Genomic DNA, 16,591 nt, shown 5'->3' on the forward strand with positions numbered 1-16,591 from the left:
AATCCGGCCGCCTGGCGCCGGCGGCGATCCGAATTCGGGCGACGCGCCGTTTGCTCGGATTTTTGCGAGACCCTTGGGAGGAACCGAGCTCAACGGCGGCGTCGGTGCATACTCTAGGCCGACGCCAGCCGTGGGTAAAATGGCGAATATTCATGCGCTGATGAATTTTTTCGATGCCGGTTGTCGAGGCGTTTTCGCTAACATGCGGCGCTAAAAATTTGCGGGAATCCAGCTATGGCCGATTTGAGAACCTTCGATTTGAATTTGCTGGTCGCTTTCGATTTGCTGATGCGAGAACGCAGCGTGTCGCGGGCGGCGGAGCGCATGTTCATCAGCCAGTCGGCGATGAGCCACGTGCTGCAGCGCTTGCGCCAGCAATTGGAAGACCCGTTGCTGGTGAAAACCCCGGCCGGCATGGTACCGACCGCGCGGGCCCTGGCGCTGGTAGAGCCGGTAGCGGCGGTGCTGAAGGAGGTGGAAGGGTTGATCAAGGCACCGGCCCCGTTCGATCCGGCCGGCAGCCGGCGCTCGTTCGCGATTGCCGCTACCGATTACGTCGAGGCCTTGCTATTGCCGAAACTGGCGCCGCGCATCGCCCGCCAGGCGCCGGGGGTGAACGTACACTTCAAGCGCACCAGCAACCGGTTTCCGCTTGAAGCGCTGGAGCAGGGCGAAATCGATTTGCTGTTGGGTTTCGAAGTGATGCTGAACCCGCCCAAGCATCTGCATTGCCGGACCTTGTTCGAAGACTGCATGGTCTGCGTGGCGCGGCTCGGCCATCCGGTCGTGAATCCGCAATTGACCCTGGAGGAATACATTGGCCTACCGCACATCATGCTGTCCGGTACCGGCGCCGGCAGCGGCCAGGTCGATAGCTGGCTGGCCGAGCGCGGCCTGGAGCGGCGGGTGGCGTTGACGGTTTCGCATTTCTTGTCGGCGCCGTTGATTGTGGCGCAAACCGACATGGTCATGGCCTTTCCTAAGCGTACCGCCGAGCAGCTTGCGCAAAACCAGCCGCTGCAATGGGTGCCGTTGCCGCTGGATTTGCCGGATTACGCCACGGTGATGGTCTGGCATCCGCTGCATGACCGCGAGCCGGCCAATGCTTGGCTACGCGGCGAAATCCGCGCCGCTTGCGCCGAGCTGGGCGCCTAAGCGAATTCCGGTTCGCCCAGTTCCGGAAAATAGCGCAACTGCATGCGCCGGCAATATTCGGTCAAGGCCGGTTGCGCCAGCGCGTATTCCTTGACCGGCGAGGCAACCGGGCAGGCCAGTAGGTTGATCAAGATGCCGTAGGCGGAAGCGTCGACGCTGGCGGGCTGATCGCCGAGCAAGTAGGGCTGGTCCGCCAGCGCGGCAGCCAATGCTGCCACGTCCTGCCGGCCCAACTCGAATACCTGCGCGGCCGGCAAGCGGCCGATGCCGTGGCCGCGAATCTGGCTTTTGATCCGCAGTCGGTAAAGGCTGGCAATGCCATCGGTAAGCAGCGGCGGCAGGCCGTGAAAAATTGCCTGTTTGTTGATGCGCCAATTCTCCGGCCCGGTTTGCCAGCGGCTGTACATGCAGACCCAGTACAAATGCTCTTCCAGCAGGCGTTGCCAAGCCAGGGCTTGGGCTTGTTGCCGCTCGGAAAGGGTTTGGTCCAGCCGGTCGCCGAAGCACTGTTGCAGATAGCTGATAATGATCCGGCTATCGGCGATTTTGCGGCCGTCGTGTTCGATGTAGGGCAGTTTGCCCAGCGGCGCGGCAACCGGTAGCGCTTCCACGATCCGGTACTCGATTGCCGCCATGCGCAGATAGGTTTCCAGCTTGGCGCAAAACTGGCTGGGGTTGGGAATGTGCCAGGCTCTGGGGAATTGGTACAAAGTGATCATTGATGCTCTTCGCAGTGGCTTTTGAATGTGAGGCATTTAGCCGATTTCCCGCGAAAAATATACCCGACTGACCGATATTTTTGCCCACTTTCCTATTCAAAAATTTAACCGGATTGTAATGAACCTAATTCAGATGATTATGAAAGTTGGTTTTGTCGCGCAGGCAATGTTCGTAAAACCTCGGTTGCCACAGCGTTTTCGCACCATTGGATTTGACCTCGGCGGGAACACGCCTAGAAAAAGCGGTTTTCACCATTTGCCAGCGGGTAGAAAAATCGGCATCGCCACAAGGTAAACTCCACAAACAATGCAAATGGTCGGGCAGTATCGCCGCAGCCAAAAGCTTGAAAGGCCGTTTGTTTTTTACTTCTCGGAATGCCTGGCGGAGCAATATCACACGTTGTTTATCGGCAAAAATAGCCTGTCTACGGTCACAAACCGACGTAAAGAAATACGTGCCGCCTGGAATGTACAAACGTCGATAATTACTCATAAAACAACCTTAGAAATCAGATGAAACGGCAAGGCATTCACAGCATGTGGGCCAAAATCCTTGCCATATCCAATACAGCCTTCGCTTATTCCGGCCTATCGGGTTGGAGTAAAGTCAATCGGCGTTGCAAGGCTTCGATGACCTTCTCGGCAATCGAATCATGAAAAAGTTGTTTATCCTGAGCCAAGTTACATTGCTCCAAGGCGTCGTAATACGCCAGCTGGAATTCGGCATCGCCGTGAATAATGGCAATGGGGTAGCCGTGTTGCAGCAAAGCCAGATTCATCACCAAGCGGGCGGGCGGTGCGGCCATTGCCATTCACAAACGGGTGAAGTCACCAGCCGTTCATGCAGCTCGGCGGCCAGCACAATCTCACCTTCCGCCACGACATAGGTACGGGATGCGCCGCTGACTTGGTTGGGTCTAGCGCGGCGTTTGAGCCAATCGCCCAACCCCGCAGCTAAAATTACCTAGCTGATGCGGTGCCGACAGCAGAACCGGCTCGGACAGTATTAATTCTGCCAGGGTTTGGGAGCGGCCATCAGGCGCTCAAACCCTTCACCGCTGGGCGGTTGATCCGGAAGGGATTCTTCGGCGGCGCGGCGGGCGGCATCGATCATGAATTCCGAGCGGGTTTTGCCCCGAGCTTTGGCGGCTTGGTCAATCAAGGCGCGAATCTCGGTGCGAACCGGATTCAGCGCCGAGCGGCCGAATGCCTTGTGGGTGGCGGATTTCACCTACGGCAAAACCTGGCAAGGCTTTGTCTATGTGGCTTTTGTAATCGACGTATTTGCTCGCTACATCGTCGGTTGGAAAGTCTCGTCTTGCGCGCACACCGACTTTGTACCGGATGTGCCGGAGCAGGCGCTACATGACCGGCAACCCCAGCGCGACGGCGGCCTGATTCACCACAGCGACCGCGGTGTACGGTACGTGTCGATCCGCTATACCGAGCGATTGGCCGAGGCCGGCGTTGAAGCTTCGGTGGGCAGCGTGGGCGACTCTTATGACAACGCCTTGGCCGAAACCATCAATGGTTTGTATAAAGCCGAGCGGATTCACAAACAGTCGTGGAAAAACCGCGAAGCCGCAGGGCAATCGCGCTTAAATTCCACCGATCACCGGTAGCAGGTAATCGTTATCCCATCCGGCCTTGAGTCGCTTGACTTTGACGCCGAGCTTGCGGGATTTTTCGTTTTTGATCAGATTCAGGGCAATGTGGCGGATGGTAGCCAGATTGGCGGCGCTGTGGCCTTTTCGGGTGCGATTACGATCTTCATCGAAGGTAACGTCCAGTACCGGACCATTAAACACAGAGGTCTCATCGAGACCCATTTTCAAGACGCGTGCTGTTGCAGCCACTGCCAACATTTATCCGCGTCCTGGTAACCGATATAACGCGCGGCTAACGACATCGGATTGACTGAAATACCGGGATATTTTGCGTGGACTACTTCACTCTAGCGGAGTTGCTCGTTCGATACTGCCAGGGCTTCTTGCTGGTCGCCGTCCGGTACGGCTTGCCAGCCGCCGCCCAGGGCTTTGTAGACGGCGGTCAATGCGCTGGCGGTTGCGGTTTCACTTTGAGCCAGTCGGGTTTGATCTTGCAGTAACCGAGACTCGGCGTCCAGCACGGTCAGAAAGTCGGTCAAGCCTTCGCGGTATTGCAGTTGCGCCAGTTCGCGGGCTTGCCGGCTTGAAGCCTCGGCTTGGGCCAGCAAATCGCGCCGCCGGCGTTGTTCGCCGTAATTGACTAGGGCGTTTTCGGTGTCTTCCAGTGCGGTCAATACGGTTTGTTCATAATTTGCCAGACTGGCCTCCGCACGCGCGTCGGCTGCTTTGATTTGCGCGTACACTCGGCCCAGGTCCAAGGCCGCCCAACTGATTTTCGGGCCTATCGAATACGATTCCGAGCCCGGCGCGACCAAACCCGATAAGGTCGTCGCTTCCAAGGAAATGCTGCCGACGAAGCTGACCCGGGGAAACAGATCGGCTGTCGCCACGCCGATACGAGCGGTGGCTGCCGCCAAGGTGCGTTCGGCGCTGCGAATGTCCGGCCGGCGGCGGAGCAAATCGGCCGGATTGCCGATGCCGATCAGTTCCGGCGCCTTCGGCAGCGCGGCGTGTGGTGTCAAACGTGCGGCCAAGGCATACGGCATTTCGCCGCATAGTACGCTTAAACGATGTATGGCTTGTTTGAGGCTGGCGTCCAAGTCAGGCAAGCCGGCCCGAGTGGCGTTCAATTGGGCATCGGCTCGCGCCACATCCAATGGGGTTCCGCGGCCGTTAGTGAATTTCGCCTGGGTGATGGTCAAGGTTTGCTGTTGATTGGCTACGTTTTGCTCCGCCACTTGCCGCTGCAATTGCAAGCCGCGCAATTCGAAATAGTTGCGCGCCACTTCGGCAATCAGGCTGATGCCGATGTCGTGCAAGCTGGCCAATTGCGCGTCGACCTCGTCGTTGCTGGCTTCCACATTGCGCCGCACCCGGCCGAAAAAGTCCAACTCCCAGCTGGCGTCGAAGCCGGTGTTGTACAGCTTCAGTTCGCGCGGGACGAAGTTGCGGTTGTTCAATGCGCCGCTGCTGCGTTTTTGTTCGGTGTAATTGGCGTGCGCGCTAATGACCGGGGCCAATTGCAACCCGGCTTGCAGATACAAGGCACGGGCTTCGCGCAAATTGGCTTGCGCGGCTTTCAGCTCGCGGTTGTGCGCCAGCGCGAGCTCGACCAAGTCGGTCAGTTGCGGGTCGTTAAACCCGCGCCACCAGAGCAAGTCGACCGGATTGTCGGAATAAGGACTTGTTTCGCCGTTGGCAAAGCCGGCCGGCGGATGGCTGTCCGGGGTTTGAAAATCCGGACCGACTGCGCAGCCGGTCAGCGCCAGGCTGGCAGCGGCCAATAATGCGTGGGTAACAAAAGCGCTGGGTTTTGCGTTCATGGCCGGCCCTGTTCGGAGTCAAGATGTTGAGTGAGCGTAGCGGTTTGACGCTTGCCGCCCAAGCGTTTCGCAACGGCTTGCACTACCACGTAAAACACCGGGGTGAGCAGTAAGCCGAATAAGGTCACGCCTATCATGCCGCTGAACACCGCGGTGCCCAGCAAGCGTCTGGCTTCGGCGCCGGCGCCGCTGGCCACGACCAAGGGAAATACCCCCATGATAAAAGCGAACGAGGTCATCAAGATAGGCCGCAAGCGGATTCGGGCCGCCTCGGTAGCCGCCTCGACGGCGCTCAAACCTGCCTCTTGCCGGTGTTTGGCGAATTCCACGATCAAAATCGCGTTCTTGCTGGCCAAGCCGACCAAAACGATGAAGCCGACTTGGGTAAAGATGTTGTTGTCCATCTGTGCCAGCCAAACCCCGGTCATCGACGACAATATACACATGGGCACGATCAGGATGACCGCGAACGGCAGTGACCAACTTTCGTATTGGGCCGCCAGCGCCAAGAACACGAACACCACGCTGAGCGGGAATACCAGCAGCGCGACGTTGCCGGCCAATACCTGTTGCAGGCTGAGCTCGGTCCATTCGAAATCGAATCCGGGCGGCAATTCGGCGTCCAGTAATTGATTCATGGTTGCTATCGCCTGGCCGGAGCTGATGCCCGGCAAGGTATTGCCATTAATTTCCGCGGCGGGATACATGTTGTAACGGGTGATTTTATCCGGCCCCAAGATGTTTTCGACTTTGGCGATGGCGCCCAAAGGCACCATGCCGCCTTGGGCGTTTTTGGTTTTCAATTGCGCGATGTCGTCGCCGTTCATCCGATAGTTCGCGTCGGCTTGCGCCACTACTTGGTAGGTGCGGCCGAATAGATTGAAGTCGTTGACGTACAACGAGCCCAAATAAATCTGCAAGGTTTCGAAAATGTCGCTCAACGGAATGTCCATAGCCTTGGCGCGACTGCGGTCCACGTCTACGAACAGTTGCGGCACGTTGGCGCGGAAGGTGGTAAACAAGCGGCTCATGCCGGGCTGTTGGTTGCCTTTGCCGATCATGTCCGATACCACTTGCTGCAGGGCGTCGGTGCCGGCGTTATTGCGGTCTTGCACTTGCAGCTTGAAACCGCCGACCGAGCTCATGCCGCGTATCGGCGGCGGGGCGAACACGGCGATATAGGCGTCGTCTATGCTTGCCAAACGCTGACCCAAGGTTTTGACCAAGGCGTCCGCGCTGAGCTCCGGTTTGCCCGCCCGGTTGTCGAAATTGTCCAGGCGGGCGAACAAGGTGGCGACGTTGGATTGCGCCGAGCCGGTCAGTACCGACCAGCCGGCGTATGCGTTGACGTGGGAGACGCCCTCGGTTTCTAAAATGATGCGGCTGGCTTCCTTGACTACCGCTTGGCTGCGCGACAGCGACGCGGCGTCCGGCAGTTGCGCGTACAAAACTAAATAACCCTGATCCTGCTGCGGAATGAAACCGGTAGGGACTTTTTCGAAGGCGAGCAGATTCAGGGCATTCAAGCCGACGTACAGCATCAGTACGACGGCGCTCATCCGAATCAAACGGGCGACCAGGCGCGCATAGCCGGCGCCGAACGCGGCGAAAAATCGGTTGAAAGCGTTGAAAAACCAGCCGAACCAGCGTTCCACGAAACGGGTTACCGCATCTTTGTCGTGGTGAGCCCTATCCAGCAGCAGCGCGCATAAGGCCGGACTCAAGGTTAGCGAATTGAAGGCGGAAATCACGGTCGATACCGCAATGGTAAAAGCGAATTGCTGATAAAACGCCCCCGATACCCCGGTGATGAATGCGGTCGGCACGAACACTGCCACCAATACCAAGGCCGTGGCGATGATAGGGCTGATGACCTCGCTCATTGCGGTGCGCGCAGCGGCGCGGGCAGTCATGCCTTCCGCCATGTGTCTTTCCACATTTTCTACTACCACGATGGCATCGTCGACCACGATGCCGATGGCCAATACCAAGCCGAACAGCGACAGGGTGTTTAGCGACAGCCCCAGGCCGGCCATGACGGCGAAGGTGCCGATCAAGGACACCGGCACGGCCAGCAAGGGAATCAAGCTGGCCCGCCAGTTTTGCAAAAACACGATGACGACCAGCACCACCAGCAGCAAGGCTTCGAACAAGGTTTCCACCACGGCCGCTATCGATTGCTGCACGAACACCACGGTGTCGTACACCAACAAATAATCCAGGCCTTCCGGGAAGCGCGGTTTCAATTTTTCCATGGCCGCCAGCACTGCCGCTTTGGTATCCAAGGCATTGGAACCGGGCAGTTGGAAAATCGCCAGGCCGACGGATTCTTCGCCGTCCAAAAACAGGCCGGAGTTGTAATCCTTGGCGCCCAGCTCGATGCGGGCCACGTCTTGCAAACGGGTGATTTCGCCGTTTTTGTCCTGTTTGATAATGATGTCGCCGAACTGTTCAGCGGTTTGCAAACGGCCCAAGGTACTGACCGTGTATTGGAATTCGGCATTTTCCGGCGACGGTTGCTGACCGACCACGCCCGCGGCGACTTGTACGTTTTGTTCGCGCACCGCCGCGACCACTTCGCCGGCGGTTAGATTTCTGGCCGCGATTTGTTCGGGATTCAACCACAGTCGCATACTGTAATCGCGGGCACCGAACACGATGATTTCGCCCACGCCGGGTAAGCGGGCCAAGGTATCCTTGATTTGCAACAAGGCGTAATTGCTCAGGTAGACGCTGTCGTAACGGTGATCCGGCGAGATCAGATTGACTACCAGGCTTAAATCCGGACTGCGCTTTTTGACGCTGATGCCTTGCCGGCGCACTTCTTCCGGCAGCTTGGGTTCGGCCAGTGCCACCCGGTTTTGCACCAAAACCTGGGCTTTGTCCAGATCGGCGCCCGGTTTGAAGGCGATGGTCAAACTCATGTTGCCGCTGTTGGTGGATTGCGAGGACATATACAGCATATCCTCGACACCGTTGACTTCCTGTTCGATCGGCGTGGCCACCGTGTCGGCCACGACCTGGGCGTTGGCGCCCGGATAACTGGCGCTGACCACCACGGTGGGCGGGGCGATTTGCGGATATTGGGCGATCGGCAGGTCGATCAAGGCCAATGCGCCGACCAGCACGATGACGATGGACAGTACCGCCGCGAAAATCGGCCGGTCTATAAAAAAGTGGCTGAATTTACCCATGAGTTATGGCGCTCCTTGCGCGCTCAGCTCGATGCGCTCGGGGTCGACCGAGAGGCCGGCCTTGAGTTTTTGCCCGCCTTCGACGACGACCCAATCGTCGACGTTCAAGCCGCTTGTTACCGCGCGGAGCGGGCCGACGCGCGCACCCAGCGTAACCGTGCGGTATTCGAGCTGATTGTCCGGTTTTACCACCCACACGAAATTTTGCGCCTGGTCGGCGGAGATAGCCCGTTCAGGCAGTAACAAAGCCGGGTAAGGCCGGCTGCCTTGCACCCGCATCCGGGCGAACAAGCCGGGGCTCAACAAACCGTCCGGATTGGCGAACACGCCGCGCAAGCTGATGGTGCCGGTGTTGGGGTTCTCTTGCGGCGCGACGTAATCCAACCGGCCGGCGTGCGGAAAATCCGCTTCGTCGGCCAGGGCCAACTGCACGGGGATACCGGTCAAATCGCCAGCGTCCGCGCTGCCGAGCCGCTTGCGCCGGTACTTCAACACCGATTGCTCGTCGGCATCGACATAGACATAAACCGGGTCGGTGGCGACGATGGTCGCTAACACCGCGGCATCGCCGCCGGCATTGACCAAGTTGCCGACAGTGACCATTTCCCGGCTGATGCGGCCGGCAATCGGCGCGCGGATTTCGCTGTAATCCAAGTTCAATTGTGCCGTGTAAACGTTGGCCTCGGCGGAAGCGACTGCGGCGCCGGCCTCGCGTAGCGTTTCCCGCCGGGTGTCGTATTCTTCGCGGGATATGGCATTGGCGCGGCTCAGGTTTTCCGCCCGTTTCATGTCGGTTTTGGCCAAATCCGCTTTGACCTTGGCCCGTTCCAGTTCCGCTTTGGCGAAATTTAGTTGGGCTTTGAAAGGTTTTTGATCGATCACGAACAATAAGTCGCCGCGCTTTACCGTGCTGCCGGCGGTAAAGTTCTGCTTTTCCAGAAAGCCGGATACTCTGGCCCGTACTTCGACCGTATTGACCGCTGCCACTCGACCGGTAAATTCGTCCCATTCGCTGACCTCTTGGGCGATTGCTTTGGCTGCTTTAACGCCGGGCGGCGGCATGGGCGCATCGTTGTTTACGGCGTCGCCGCAGCCGGTAGCGGCAAGGGTGACGGTTATTAAGCCGGCCCTGATGATTGCCGGTATTACGCTCGCCCGCTGCTTGTCGACGAGGCGGAGTAGAGGCGGGTTGAGCCGGTATATGAGCGGCGTCGACGCAGGGTGGGGCGAGTGTGGCATGGCTGGATGCTCCGGCATAAATAAAAAGGTAATGTACCTTACCGTTTAGTTTATGGTACCCTGTTTTACCGTGTCAAATGTATTTTCGAATGGTTGAACATGGTTAAATGCGGCCGGCCGGCCAAGGGTTGCGAGCAAGAAAGTAGCGACCGCCTATTGGATACGGCCTTACAGCTTTTTTTAGAAAACGGTTACGGCGATCTGAGCATGGAGAGCCTGGCGCGCGAGGCCAGAGTGTCCTTGCGCACGATTTACAACCAATTCGGCGGTAAAGCCGGGGTGTTCGGCGCGCTGATTCGGCGTTGCAGCGACCGGTTCATCGGTAGTTTGAAAGACGGGCAGGACGGCGATCTCGAGCAAGCCCTGGTCGCATTCGGGGTCAAGTTTCTGTTTCAAATATCCAGGCCGGAAGTGATGCGGATGCGGGCGATTCTGATTGCCGAATGTCAACGCTTTCCCGATCTGGCCGTGCAGTTTTATCAAGAAGGCCCCAGCCGCACGCTGGCGCACTTGGCGGAATTCTTCTCCGCTCAACAACGGGCGGGGCGGATTGTTGCCGATTTTTCCGCGCAAATTCTGGCCGATCAATACATCAGCGCATTGCGCGGCGAAAGAATGCAGCGCCAGCAGTTGGGTTTGGAAGATGCTCCAGACCAAGCGGAAATCGAGAGTTGGGTCAAGCTAGCCACCCATTTGTTTTTAAATGGCTGTCGCGCGCACTAAGCGCCGATTCGGTCGCTTGGCGGCGGGTTCAGCGGATGCTGCCGCTAACTTCAAGAGATTTGCACAATTCTGCATTTTCGGCAAAGCGGATGCGTGGCGATGAATTCGGCAAGTTTGGCTTGCATGTGCTCATTAGCAATGCAAACGAGCGTAGCCGCCTGCCTGGCTTTCGCGTCAGTTCGAGTTGAACGGTGGGCGGGCACGGTTAACCAATTGAGTTAACAAGCGGGGAAGCTGCAGCATATCGTCGAATAGTACTTCATCCGCGATTCGGCATGACGCTGTCTCAGCGTTTCGCACATACCGGAAGGCTTTCATGCCTGCCGCTACGGCTGCCTCAATCCCAACATTACTGTCTTCTACCACCACGCATTGGCTGGGCATAAAACCCATCGCATTTGCCGCATATCGGAATAAACCGGGCTCGGGCTTCCAACAGCCAACGTCATAAGCGCTGAAAAGGTTGTCATCGAAGTAGCGGGAGAGGCCGCTAACCTGCAGCGCCTGACGGATTTTCAAAAGAGGCCCGCTCGATGCAATGCATTTGGGAAAGTCAGCGGTTTTGAGCATTTCAAGAACGCCGGGCATAGGTTTCAATTCGCGACAGAACAGTTCCGCCACGTGCTGGCGATAATTCAGTTCGAACCCATCCGGCAACTTCCGGCAAAGACGGCCTTCAAGGTCGGTAAGGATAGACGCCAGCTTCTTGCCGCGATAACGCAGGGTCAAAGCGTCCACCGTATCATCCAGTTGCGGAAGCAGATCGAGAAACGCTTGATTGCAAAGCCCCTCGCTGTCTACAAGGGTACCGTCCAAATCAAAGATTACACAGATGCCGGTCATTTACGGGGGGTACTCCGGCTAGGGGGTGCAAAGTCTGTTGGGGGATGGCTTACCGGGGTCTTGCCCCAAGTTTACCACCGCGGAATCAATAAAGGTCGCCTAATGCGCCAAAATCAACACCCCTGGCTTGCCTGTTACTCCGGCCAGCGCAGGCGCGGTTAAACACTGAATACGTTCATCTCCTTCCAATGCTGGCTGAATACCATGTCCGAGTTGACGATATGCTTGCTCCAGCGCTCGATGAATTCCGGCACATCGCGTTGGCCCAATTGATCGTGTTGGATTTTTTTGTCTAATTCCATTAGCTTCTCCAACATCAGATTATGTTCCTTGGCGTGGTTCGAATAATGCGTGAAACCTGACTTTTTCATCAGCGCTTCTTCTTCGCCGAAATGTTCCTTGACGTGCTGGTAAAGCTCGAACATCAAGTCAAGCCGTTCGTCCTTGTTGCGGGCTACGCACAGTTTTTCGGCAATCTTGAAGAAGTCCTGGTGCTGATTGTCCACCCGTGGATCGCCCATGGCATAACAATCCTGCCACACGCAATGCGCCATGCTGCCGGGCAAGGCTTTGGACATTTCCGTGAGCTGCCGATGTTTGGCGAGGTAGTCCGCGGTCTTGTCGCAGCTTTTTTTAAATACGAATGCTTTACGGGCCTGGTGATAGGCGTCGCTGCCGTAAAAGTTGGCGTGCATCTGCGCCAGTTCGAATTTCCGGTACGCCGCCAACGGTTTGACGGCCTCGTTTCGGCAACGGATTGCGGCCTTTTCGGCCAACATTTTTTGCAGATTGGCCGGGTCGGCGATCAAGGTGTTGACTGAATGGCGGATTTGCGCGTCGAAGATCGCATGCTGCCGGTCGAGCACCTTGTCGACCATGCCCAGGTGCCAGGCCCGGCGTGCGCTGAGCGGCAGGCGCTGTTCGGTCAATTCGGCCGCGGTGGCGTGCCCCACCCGCTTCGGTAATAAATAGGTCCAATATTCGGAGCCGTACAACTCGCCCATGTTTTTGTAGTGCGGGTTGAAAACCACGCCGTCGCGAACGAACACCTTGTCCGGCGCCAGCGCCAATATCGCGCCGCCGGCGCCGGCGTTGCCGGCCACTGCGGCGACGGTGAGCTTGTCCATGGTGGTGATGATTTGCAGGATCAGGTCGTCGATGGCGTTGATGTTGTCCCAGGATTCGTCGGCCGGATTGGCCGCAGCCTCGATCCGGTTTAAATGAATGCCGTTGGACCAGAATTCGCCGCCGCCGGTCAGGACGATGGCTTTCACATCCAGCGTCGCCACGTGTTGATAAACCCGCAACAGCAAGCGGCATTGTTCGGTGGACATGCCGCCGTTGTGAAACTGAAAATGTAAGTACGCGGCCTGGCCGGCGATTTCGTACCAGACTTCCTGCCAGGGATAGTGTCGGCCTGGCCGGGTGTAATCGAGTTCGATGCGCTTGACGGATTTGCCGAACCAGCCGGACAGACCGGATTGCGGTTTCGGCAGCAAATCGGCCAATGCGGTTGCCGCCGGCAGCTTGATCGCACTGGCATCGCCGGTTTTGGGTTTCAGGTGGCCGATCCAGATCGAGCCGTCCAGCGTGGCGCGGCAAATAGCGCCGTCGGCAACGGCGACGATCTCGCCGGGTTTGCCGCCGAAGCGCTCGCCGGCCGCGGCGTTGTATAAATAAAACGGCCGGCCGTACAGATCGTCCAGCACGCCGGGACTGCCGTCGGCGGCGTGGATTCTGGCCAGGATTTCGGCGGTCGTGTGCCGGCACCAGTCAATGCGGCGATCGGCTTGTTTCATGGCCGGCCGCAGCCGGCCTTTGACGTCGGCCCGATTGTAGTCCAGCGGCTCCGGCCGAAAATGCGGCGAATCCAGATAGGTCATGGCTTCCCACAGGCAATCCACCGCGCACTGCGCTACCTCCCGATTGAATATGCTGCTCTTGCTGGCCCGGCGTAGCGGGAAACGTTTCGCCGCCCAAATCGCGCCGGCATCCATTTCCCGGTCGGCGGCCAGCAGCGTTACCCCCCATTCCGCTAGCCGTTCCTGAATCGCCCAGTCCAGCGACGACGGGCCGCGGTCGCCTTTGATGCCGGGATGCACGATCAGGCACAGATAGTTTCGGTAAAGCGCTTCCGGCAGGCGCCGGGTCAGATAGGGACACAGAATCAGATCCGGTTTGAACAATTCCACGCCTTCGATCAGTTGCGCCTCGTTGCCGAGATGCAATTCCACCGAAACGTCGTAACCGGCGTCGTCCAGTTCGGTGTAAAAGCGTTGAGTCAATCCCGAAAAGGCAGTTGAGATCAATAAAATGCGCATAACGGTTCTCCTTGCTGTCGTTACTGCCGGACAAAGCGGCGGCCTGCCCGGCCGGCGGTATCGCCGCGGTTATTGGGGGGAACTTCGCACCGGCCGATAGCGCACCGGGCGCGAACGGAATCGGACGGCTAACGTCCGCCCTGTTGCCGGGCCTTATCCGGGCTTGGTCAATGCAGGGATGTGGCTTGACTGAATCGCTGTCGATAGTTTTGCGGATTGACGCCTAACTGGCGGAGGAAGGTGCGCCGCATCCGCTCCGGGTCCTTGAAGCCGGTCTTATCGGCGACGCTTTCGATGGAGAGTTCGGTAGTTTCCAGAAAATGCCGGGCTTGGTCGATGCGGGCGGTTTCGACGAACTTGGCCGGGGTCATGCCGGTTTCGTTCAGAAACACCCGGGCGAAATTGCGCGGACTCATCGCCAAACGTTCCGCCATCGCTTCCACTTTCAGATCGGTATGCAAATTGGCGACAATCCAGGATTGCAATTCGCGCAAGTCGGTGCGTTGGAACGCTTCGTTGGATAAATAACTGCTGAACTGGGATTGGCCGCCCGGCCGTTTCAGAAACACGACCAGGAAGCGGGCGACATATAGCGCCAAATCGCGGCCCCAGTCTTCCTCGAGCATGGCCAGCGCCAGATCGATGCCGGAGGTGATGCCGCCGGAGGTGAAAATATGGCCGTGTTTGATGAAAATCCGGTCGGCTTCGACCTGGATGTTCGGATAGCATTGCGCCAATTGCTGGCTGTAATGCCAGTGGGTGGTGGCAATCCGGCCGTCCAGCAGGCCGGCCTCGGCTAACAAAAAGGCGCCGGTACACACCGAGGCGATGCGTCGGACCTTAGGCGCCATAGCGGCGATCCAGTCCAACAGTTCCCGGTTGTGCACTTCCCGCGAAATGTCCCCGCCCGGAATCAGCAAGGTGTCGTATTGGGCCGAACTATCGCCGTAAATGTCTTCGGCGACGACTTGCAGGCCGGACATGGTCGCTACCGGCCCGGGGCTGCTACCCAACAGCTTGATCGTGTAAATCGGCTCGCAGTCGATACCGTGTTGGCCCAAGCCGAGATTGGCGAAGTTGAACACTTCGAACGGCCCGGTGATGTCCAGCGATTCCACGCCGGGAAACACGACGATGCCGATGGTGCGCGATTGGTATTTGAAGTTCTCCGGATGAGCAAAGCTAAATGCCGTCATGACATCTTCCCCCGTTAGCTGATCTCGTTGACAAGCCTACTCGCTCTGGCGAAGGATTCAATGACAACTTTCCCTCGTTTTCCGCCAAGACGCATTGCGGCAGGAACGGCCGGGTCGAGCCGAGCTTCGGGACGGCTCGGGGTTGAGCCCAGTTTAGAACTCCCTATCAATCGAGCCGATCGCCATAGGCTGTCAGCTGCGATTGGCGAAAACCGACTCGGACGCGGCTGTTGATTTCGTCGCTGCCAATAGGAATTTGCTAATCGGAGCGGTCTTCGATCTATCGGTTTAACGGTTTGGGCGCGTGACCGGATAGTTCCGATTTAAGTCGATTGCCGGAAACCTGCCGCGCCAATCGCTATACAATGATCTGCATCATTATTCCCGAGCGGACGCGGATAAGCCGGAACGGGCGTTTGTGCGCTCGGTTCCGGCGCTCCCGTACTTCGGTTGGCGTTCGTGTGGATAAAATGTTTCGTCTTCCATCGCCAAGCAGAAAAATCGACATAATCCTAAATGAAAACGTGGCTTAATCACTGGATGGCAGGTACGGCGGAGCGGGAAAACCGGGCGATGCCGGCCGGACCGTTTGTATTGGCGGACTTTACGCCGCGCCCGGCTACCCAGTTGCTGATACTGCAACCCACGCCGTTTTGCAATCTGGATTGCGACTATTGTTATTTGCCGCAGCGCGATTCGCGCGCCCGAATGTCGCTCGACACGGTGAAACTGGCGGCGCAACGCGTGTTGGAGGACGGCCTGCTGGGACCTGAACTGACCGTGGTTTGGCATGCCGGGGAGCCTTTGGCGGTGCCGGTCGACTTCTACCGGCAAGCGTTCGGCATTTTCGACCAGTTGTTGAGCGGCCGTTGCCGGGTATCGCATTCGATACAAACCAACGCCACGTTAATCGACGCGCACTGGTGCGAGCTGTTTAGTCAACATCGGGTCAGGGTCGGGGTCAGCGTCGACGGTCCGGCAGCGATTAACGATAGCCACCGCAAGACCCGGCAGGGCAAAGGCAGTTTCGCTCAGGTGCAGCGCGGAATGGCAGCGTTGCGCCACCACGGCGTTCCGTTTCACGTGATTGCCGTGGTGACCGCCGACAGCCTGCCGCACGCTCGATTATTGCATGATTTCGTCCTCGAACAGGGCATAGGCGAGATCGGTTTCAATTTCGACGAAGCCGAAGGCACGCACGCCGATTCCAGTTTGCGCGGACGGGAGGCGGAACATAGGCGTTTTTTCGAACAACTGCTAGCCTTGCAATTGCAATCCGCGGATCGATACCGGGTTCGCGAATTGGCCAATGCCTTGAGCTTGATTCAACACGGCTTGCCGCGCTATTGCTGGCGAGGCCGGGATTGGCCGATGAACGCGCAGACTTTGCCGTTCGCTATCGTCACCGTGGCCTGGAACGGCGATTTTTCGACGTTTTCTCCGGAACTGCTGGGTCAGCCGGCGGCGGAATTCGATAACTTCGTGCTGGGCAATGTGCATTGCGGTGGATTTTTGCAAGCCGCCGAGCGGCCGGCGTTTGCACGTTTATGGGAAGGCATCCTGGCGGGGACTGCCGTTTGCCGACGGTCTTGCGGATATTTCAATTATTGCGGCGGCGGCGCGCCGGCCAACAAATGGTTCGAAAACGGCGGCTTGGACAGCGGCGAAACCTTGTATTGCCGCAGTATGTTGATTCGGCCGTTCGAAACCGTATTGCAGGCCTTGGAACGCGAGGCGGCGGGACAGGCCGGAAGCGGAGAGCAACTATAGA

14 protein-coding genes and 1 pseudogene are annotated in these 16,591 nt (G+C 58.1%); 4 read left to right on the plus strand and 11 right to left on the minus strand.

All coding sequences use genetic code 11. From position 1 onward, the window contains the following. The first annotated feature begins 234 nt into the window (after positions 1-234). Positions 235-1,155: a LysR family transcriptional regulator gene (locus F1E05_RS05135; protein WP_150047277.1), complete on the plus strand. Its 921-nt coding sequence runs from the start codon at positions 235-237 to the stop codon at positions 1,153-1,155. On the opposite strand, the gene F1E05_RS05140 is transcribed toward F1E05_RS05135, so the two are convergent. The 4 genes from F1E05_RS05140 to F1E05_RS05160 all read right to left on the minus strand — a co-directional run bounded on the left by F1E05_RS05140 (position 1,152) and on the right by F1E05_RS05160 (position 3,036). Beyond that, entirely contained in the window at positions 1,152-1,874 is a 723-nt protein-coding gene (locus F1E05_RS05140) for a glutathione S-transferase family protein (RefSeq protein WP_150047278.1), read from the minus strand. The genes F1E05_RS05135 and F1E05_RS05140 overlap by 4 nt on opposite strands. Positions 1,875-1,998: 124 nt before the next feature. After that, positions 1,999-2,367, minus strand: coding sequence for an REP-associated tyrosine transposase (locus F1E05_RS05145; RefSeq protein WP_150047279.1), 369 nt, complete (start codon positions 2,365-2,367; stop codon positions 1,999-2,001). An 85-nt stretch (positions 2,368-2,452) separates the two neighbouring features. Then, positions 2,453-2,680 carry a hypothetical protein gene (locus F1E05_RS05150; protein WP_150047280.1) on the minus strand — a complete coding sequence of 76 codons (228 nt, stop codon included), beginning with the start codon at positions 2,678-2,680 and terminating at the stop codon, positions 2,453-2,455. A 200-nt stretch (positions 2,681-2,880) separates the two neighbouring features. Continuing rightward, positions 2,881-3,036 (minus strand): type II toxin-antitoxin system TacA family antitoxin, encoded by a 156-nt coding sequence (locus F1E05_RS05160; RefSeq protein WP_232056789.1) that lies wholly within the window; start codon positions 3,034-3,036, stop codon positions 2,881-2,883. A gap of 13 nt (positions 3,037-3,049) precedes the next feature. On the opposite strand from F1E05_RS05160, the pseudogene F1E05_RS05165 reads away from it, so the two are divergent. Beyond that, positions 3,050-3,496 (plus strand): annotated as a pseudogene (locus F1E05_RS05165) (DDE-type integrase/transposase/recombinase); the annotation flags it as partial. On the opposite strand, the gene F1E05_RS05170 reads toward F1E05_RS05165, so the two are convergent. The 4 genes from F1E05_RS05170 to F1E05_RS05185 all read right to left on the minus strand — a co-directional run bounded on the left by F1E05_RS05170 (position 3,473) and on the right by F1E05_RS05185 (position 9,737). Then, a complete protein-coding gene (locus F1E05_RS05170; protein WP_232056790.1) occupies positions 3,473-3,682 on the minus strand; it encodes a hypothetical protein in 210 nt (69 codons plus the stop codon). The pseudogene F1E05_RS05165 and the gene F1E05_RS05170 overlap by 24 nt on opposite strands. Positions 3,683-3,828: 146 nt before the next feature. Next, positions 3,829-5,304 (minus strand): efflux transporter outer membrane subunit, encoded by a 1,476-nt coding sequence (locus tag F1E05_RS05175; protein ID WP_150047282.1) that lies wholly within the window; start codon positions 5,302-5,304, stop codon positions 3,829-3,831. Next, positions 5,301-8,498 (minus strand): efflux RND transporter permease subunit, encoded by a 3,198-nt coding sequence (locus F1E05_RS05180; RefSeq protein ID WP_150047283.1) that lies wholly within the window; start codon positions 8,496-8,498, stop codon positions 5,301-5,303. The genes F1E05_RS05175 and F1E05_RS05180 overlap by 4 nt, the downstream gene beginning before the upstream one ends. Positions 8,499-8,501: 3 nt before the next feature. Then, the gene (locus F1E05_RS05185; RefSeq protein ID WP_150047284.1) at positions 8,502-9,737 is read right to left on the minus strand and encodes an efflux RND transporter periplasmic adaptor subunit; all 1,236 of its coding nucleotides are present in this window, start codon (positions 9,735-9,737) and stop codon (positions 8,502-8,504) included. Positions 9,738-9,836: 99 nt separating this feature from the next. Here F1E05_RS05185 and F1E05_RS05190 point away from each other — a divergent pair, with 99 nt between their 5' ends. Then, positions 9,837-10,460, plus strand: coding sequence for a TetR/AcrR family transcriptional regulator (locus tag F1E05_RS05190; RefSeq protein WP_150047285.1), 624 nt, complete (start codon positions 9,837-9,839; stop codon positions 10,458-10,460). Positions 10,461-10,634: 174 nt separating this feature from the next. Here the strand turns inward: F1E05_RS05190 and F1E05_RS05195 are convergent, their stop codons facing one another. From F1E05_RS05195 to F1E05_RS05205, 3 genes are all read right to left on the minus strand, one after another. After that, on the minus strand, positions 10,635-11,303 hold the full coding sequence (locus F1E05_RS05195) for an HAD-IA family hydrolase (protein ID WP_150047286.1): 669 nt from the start codon (positions 11,301-11,303) through the stop codon (positions 10,635-10,637). A 158-nt stretch (positions 11,304-11,461) separates the two neighbouring features. Next, the gene (locus F1E05_RS05200; RefSeq protein ID WP_150047287.1) at positions 11,462-13,624 is read right to left on the minus strand and encodes a hemerythrin domain-containing protein; all 2,163 of its coding nucleotides are present in this window, start codon (positions 13,622-13,624) and stop codon (positions 11,462-11,464) included. 167 nt (positions 13,625-13,791) lie between these two features. After that, positions 13,792-14,820, minus strand: coding sequence for a GlxA family transcriptional regulator (locus F1E05_RS05205; RefSeq protein WP_150047288.1), 1,029 nt, complete (start codon positions 14,818-14,820; stop codon positions 13,792-13,794). 516 nt (positions 14,821-15,336) lie between these two features. Between F1E05_RS05205 and grrM the strand changes: the two genes are divergently transcribed. After that, entirely contained in the window at positions 15,337-16,590 is a 1,254-nt protein-coding gene (gene grrM, locus F1E05_RS05210; RefSeq protein ID WP_150047289.1) for a cyclophane-forming radical SAM/SPASM peptide maturase GrrM/OscB, read from the plus strand. Position 16,591 lies beyond the last annotated feature (1 nt).

It is taken from the genome of Methylomonas rhizoryzae (assembly GCF_008632455.1).
GTDB classification, from domain to species: domain Bacteria; phylum Pseudomonadota; class Gammaproteobacteria; order Methylococcales; family Methylomonadaceae; genus Methylomonas; species Methylomonas rhizoryzae.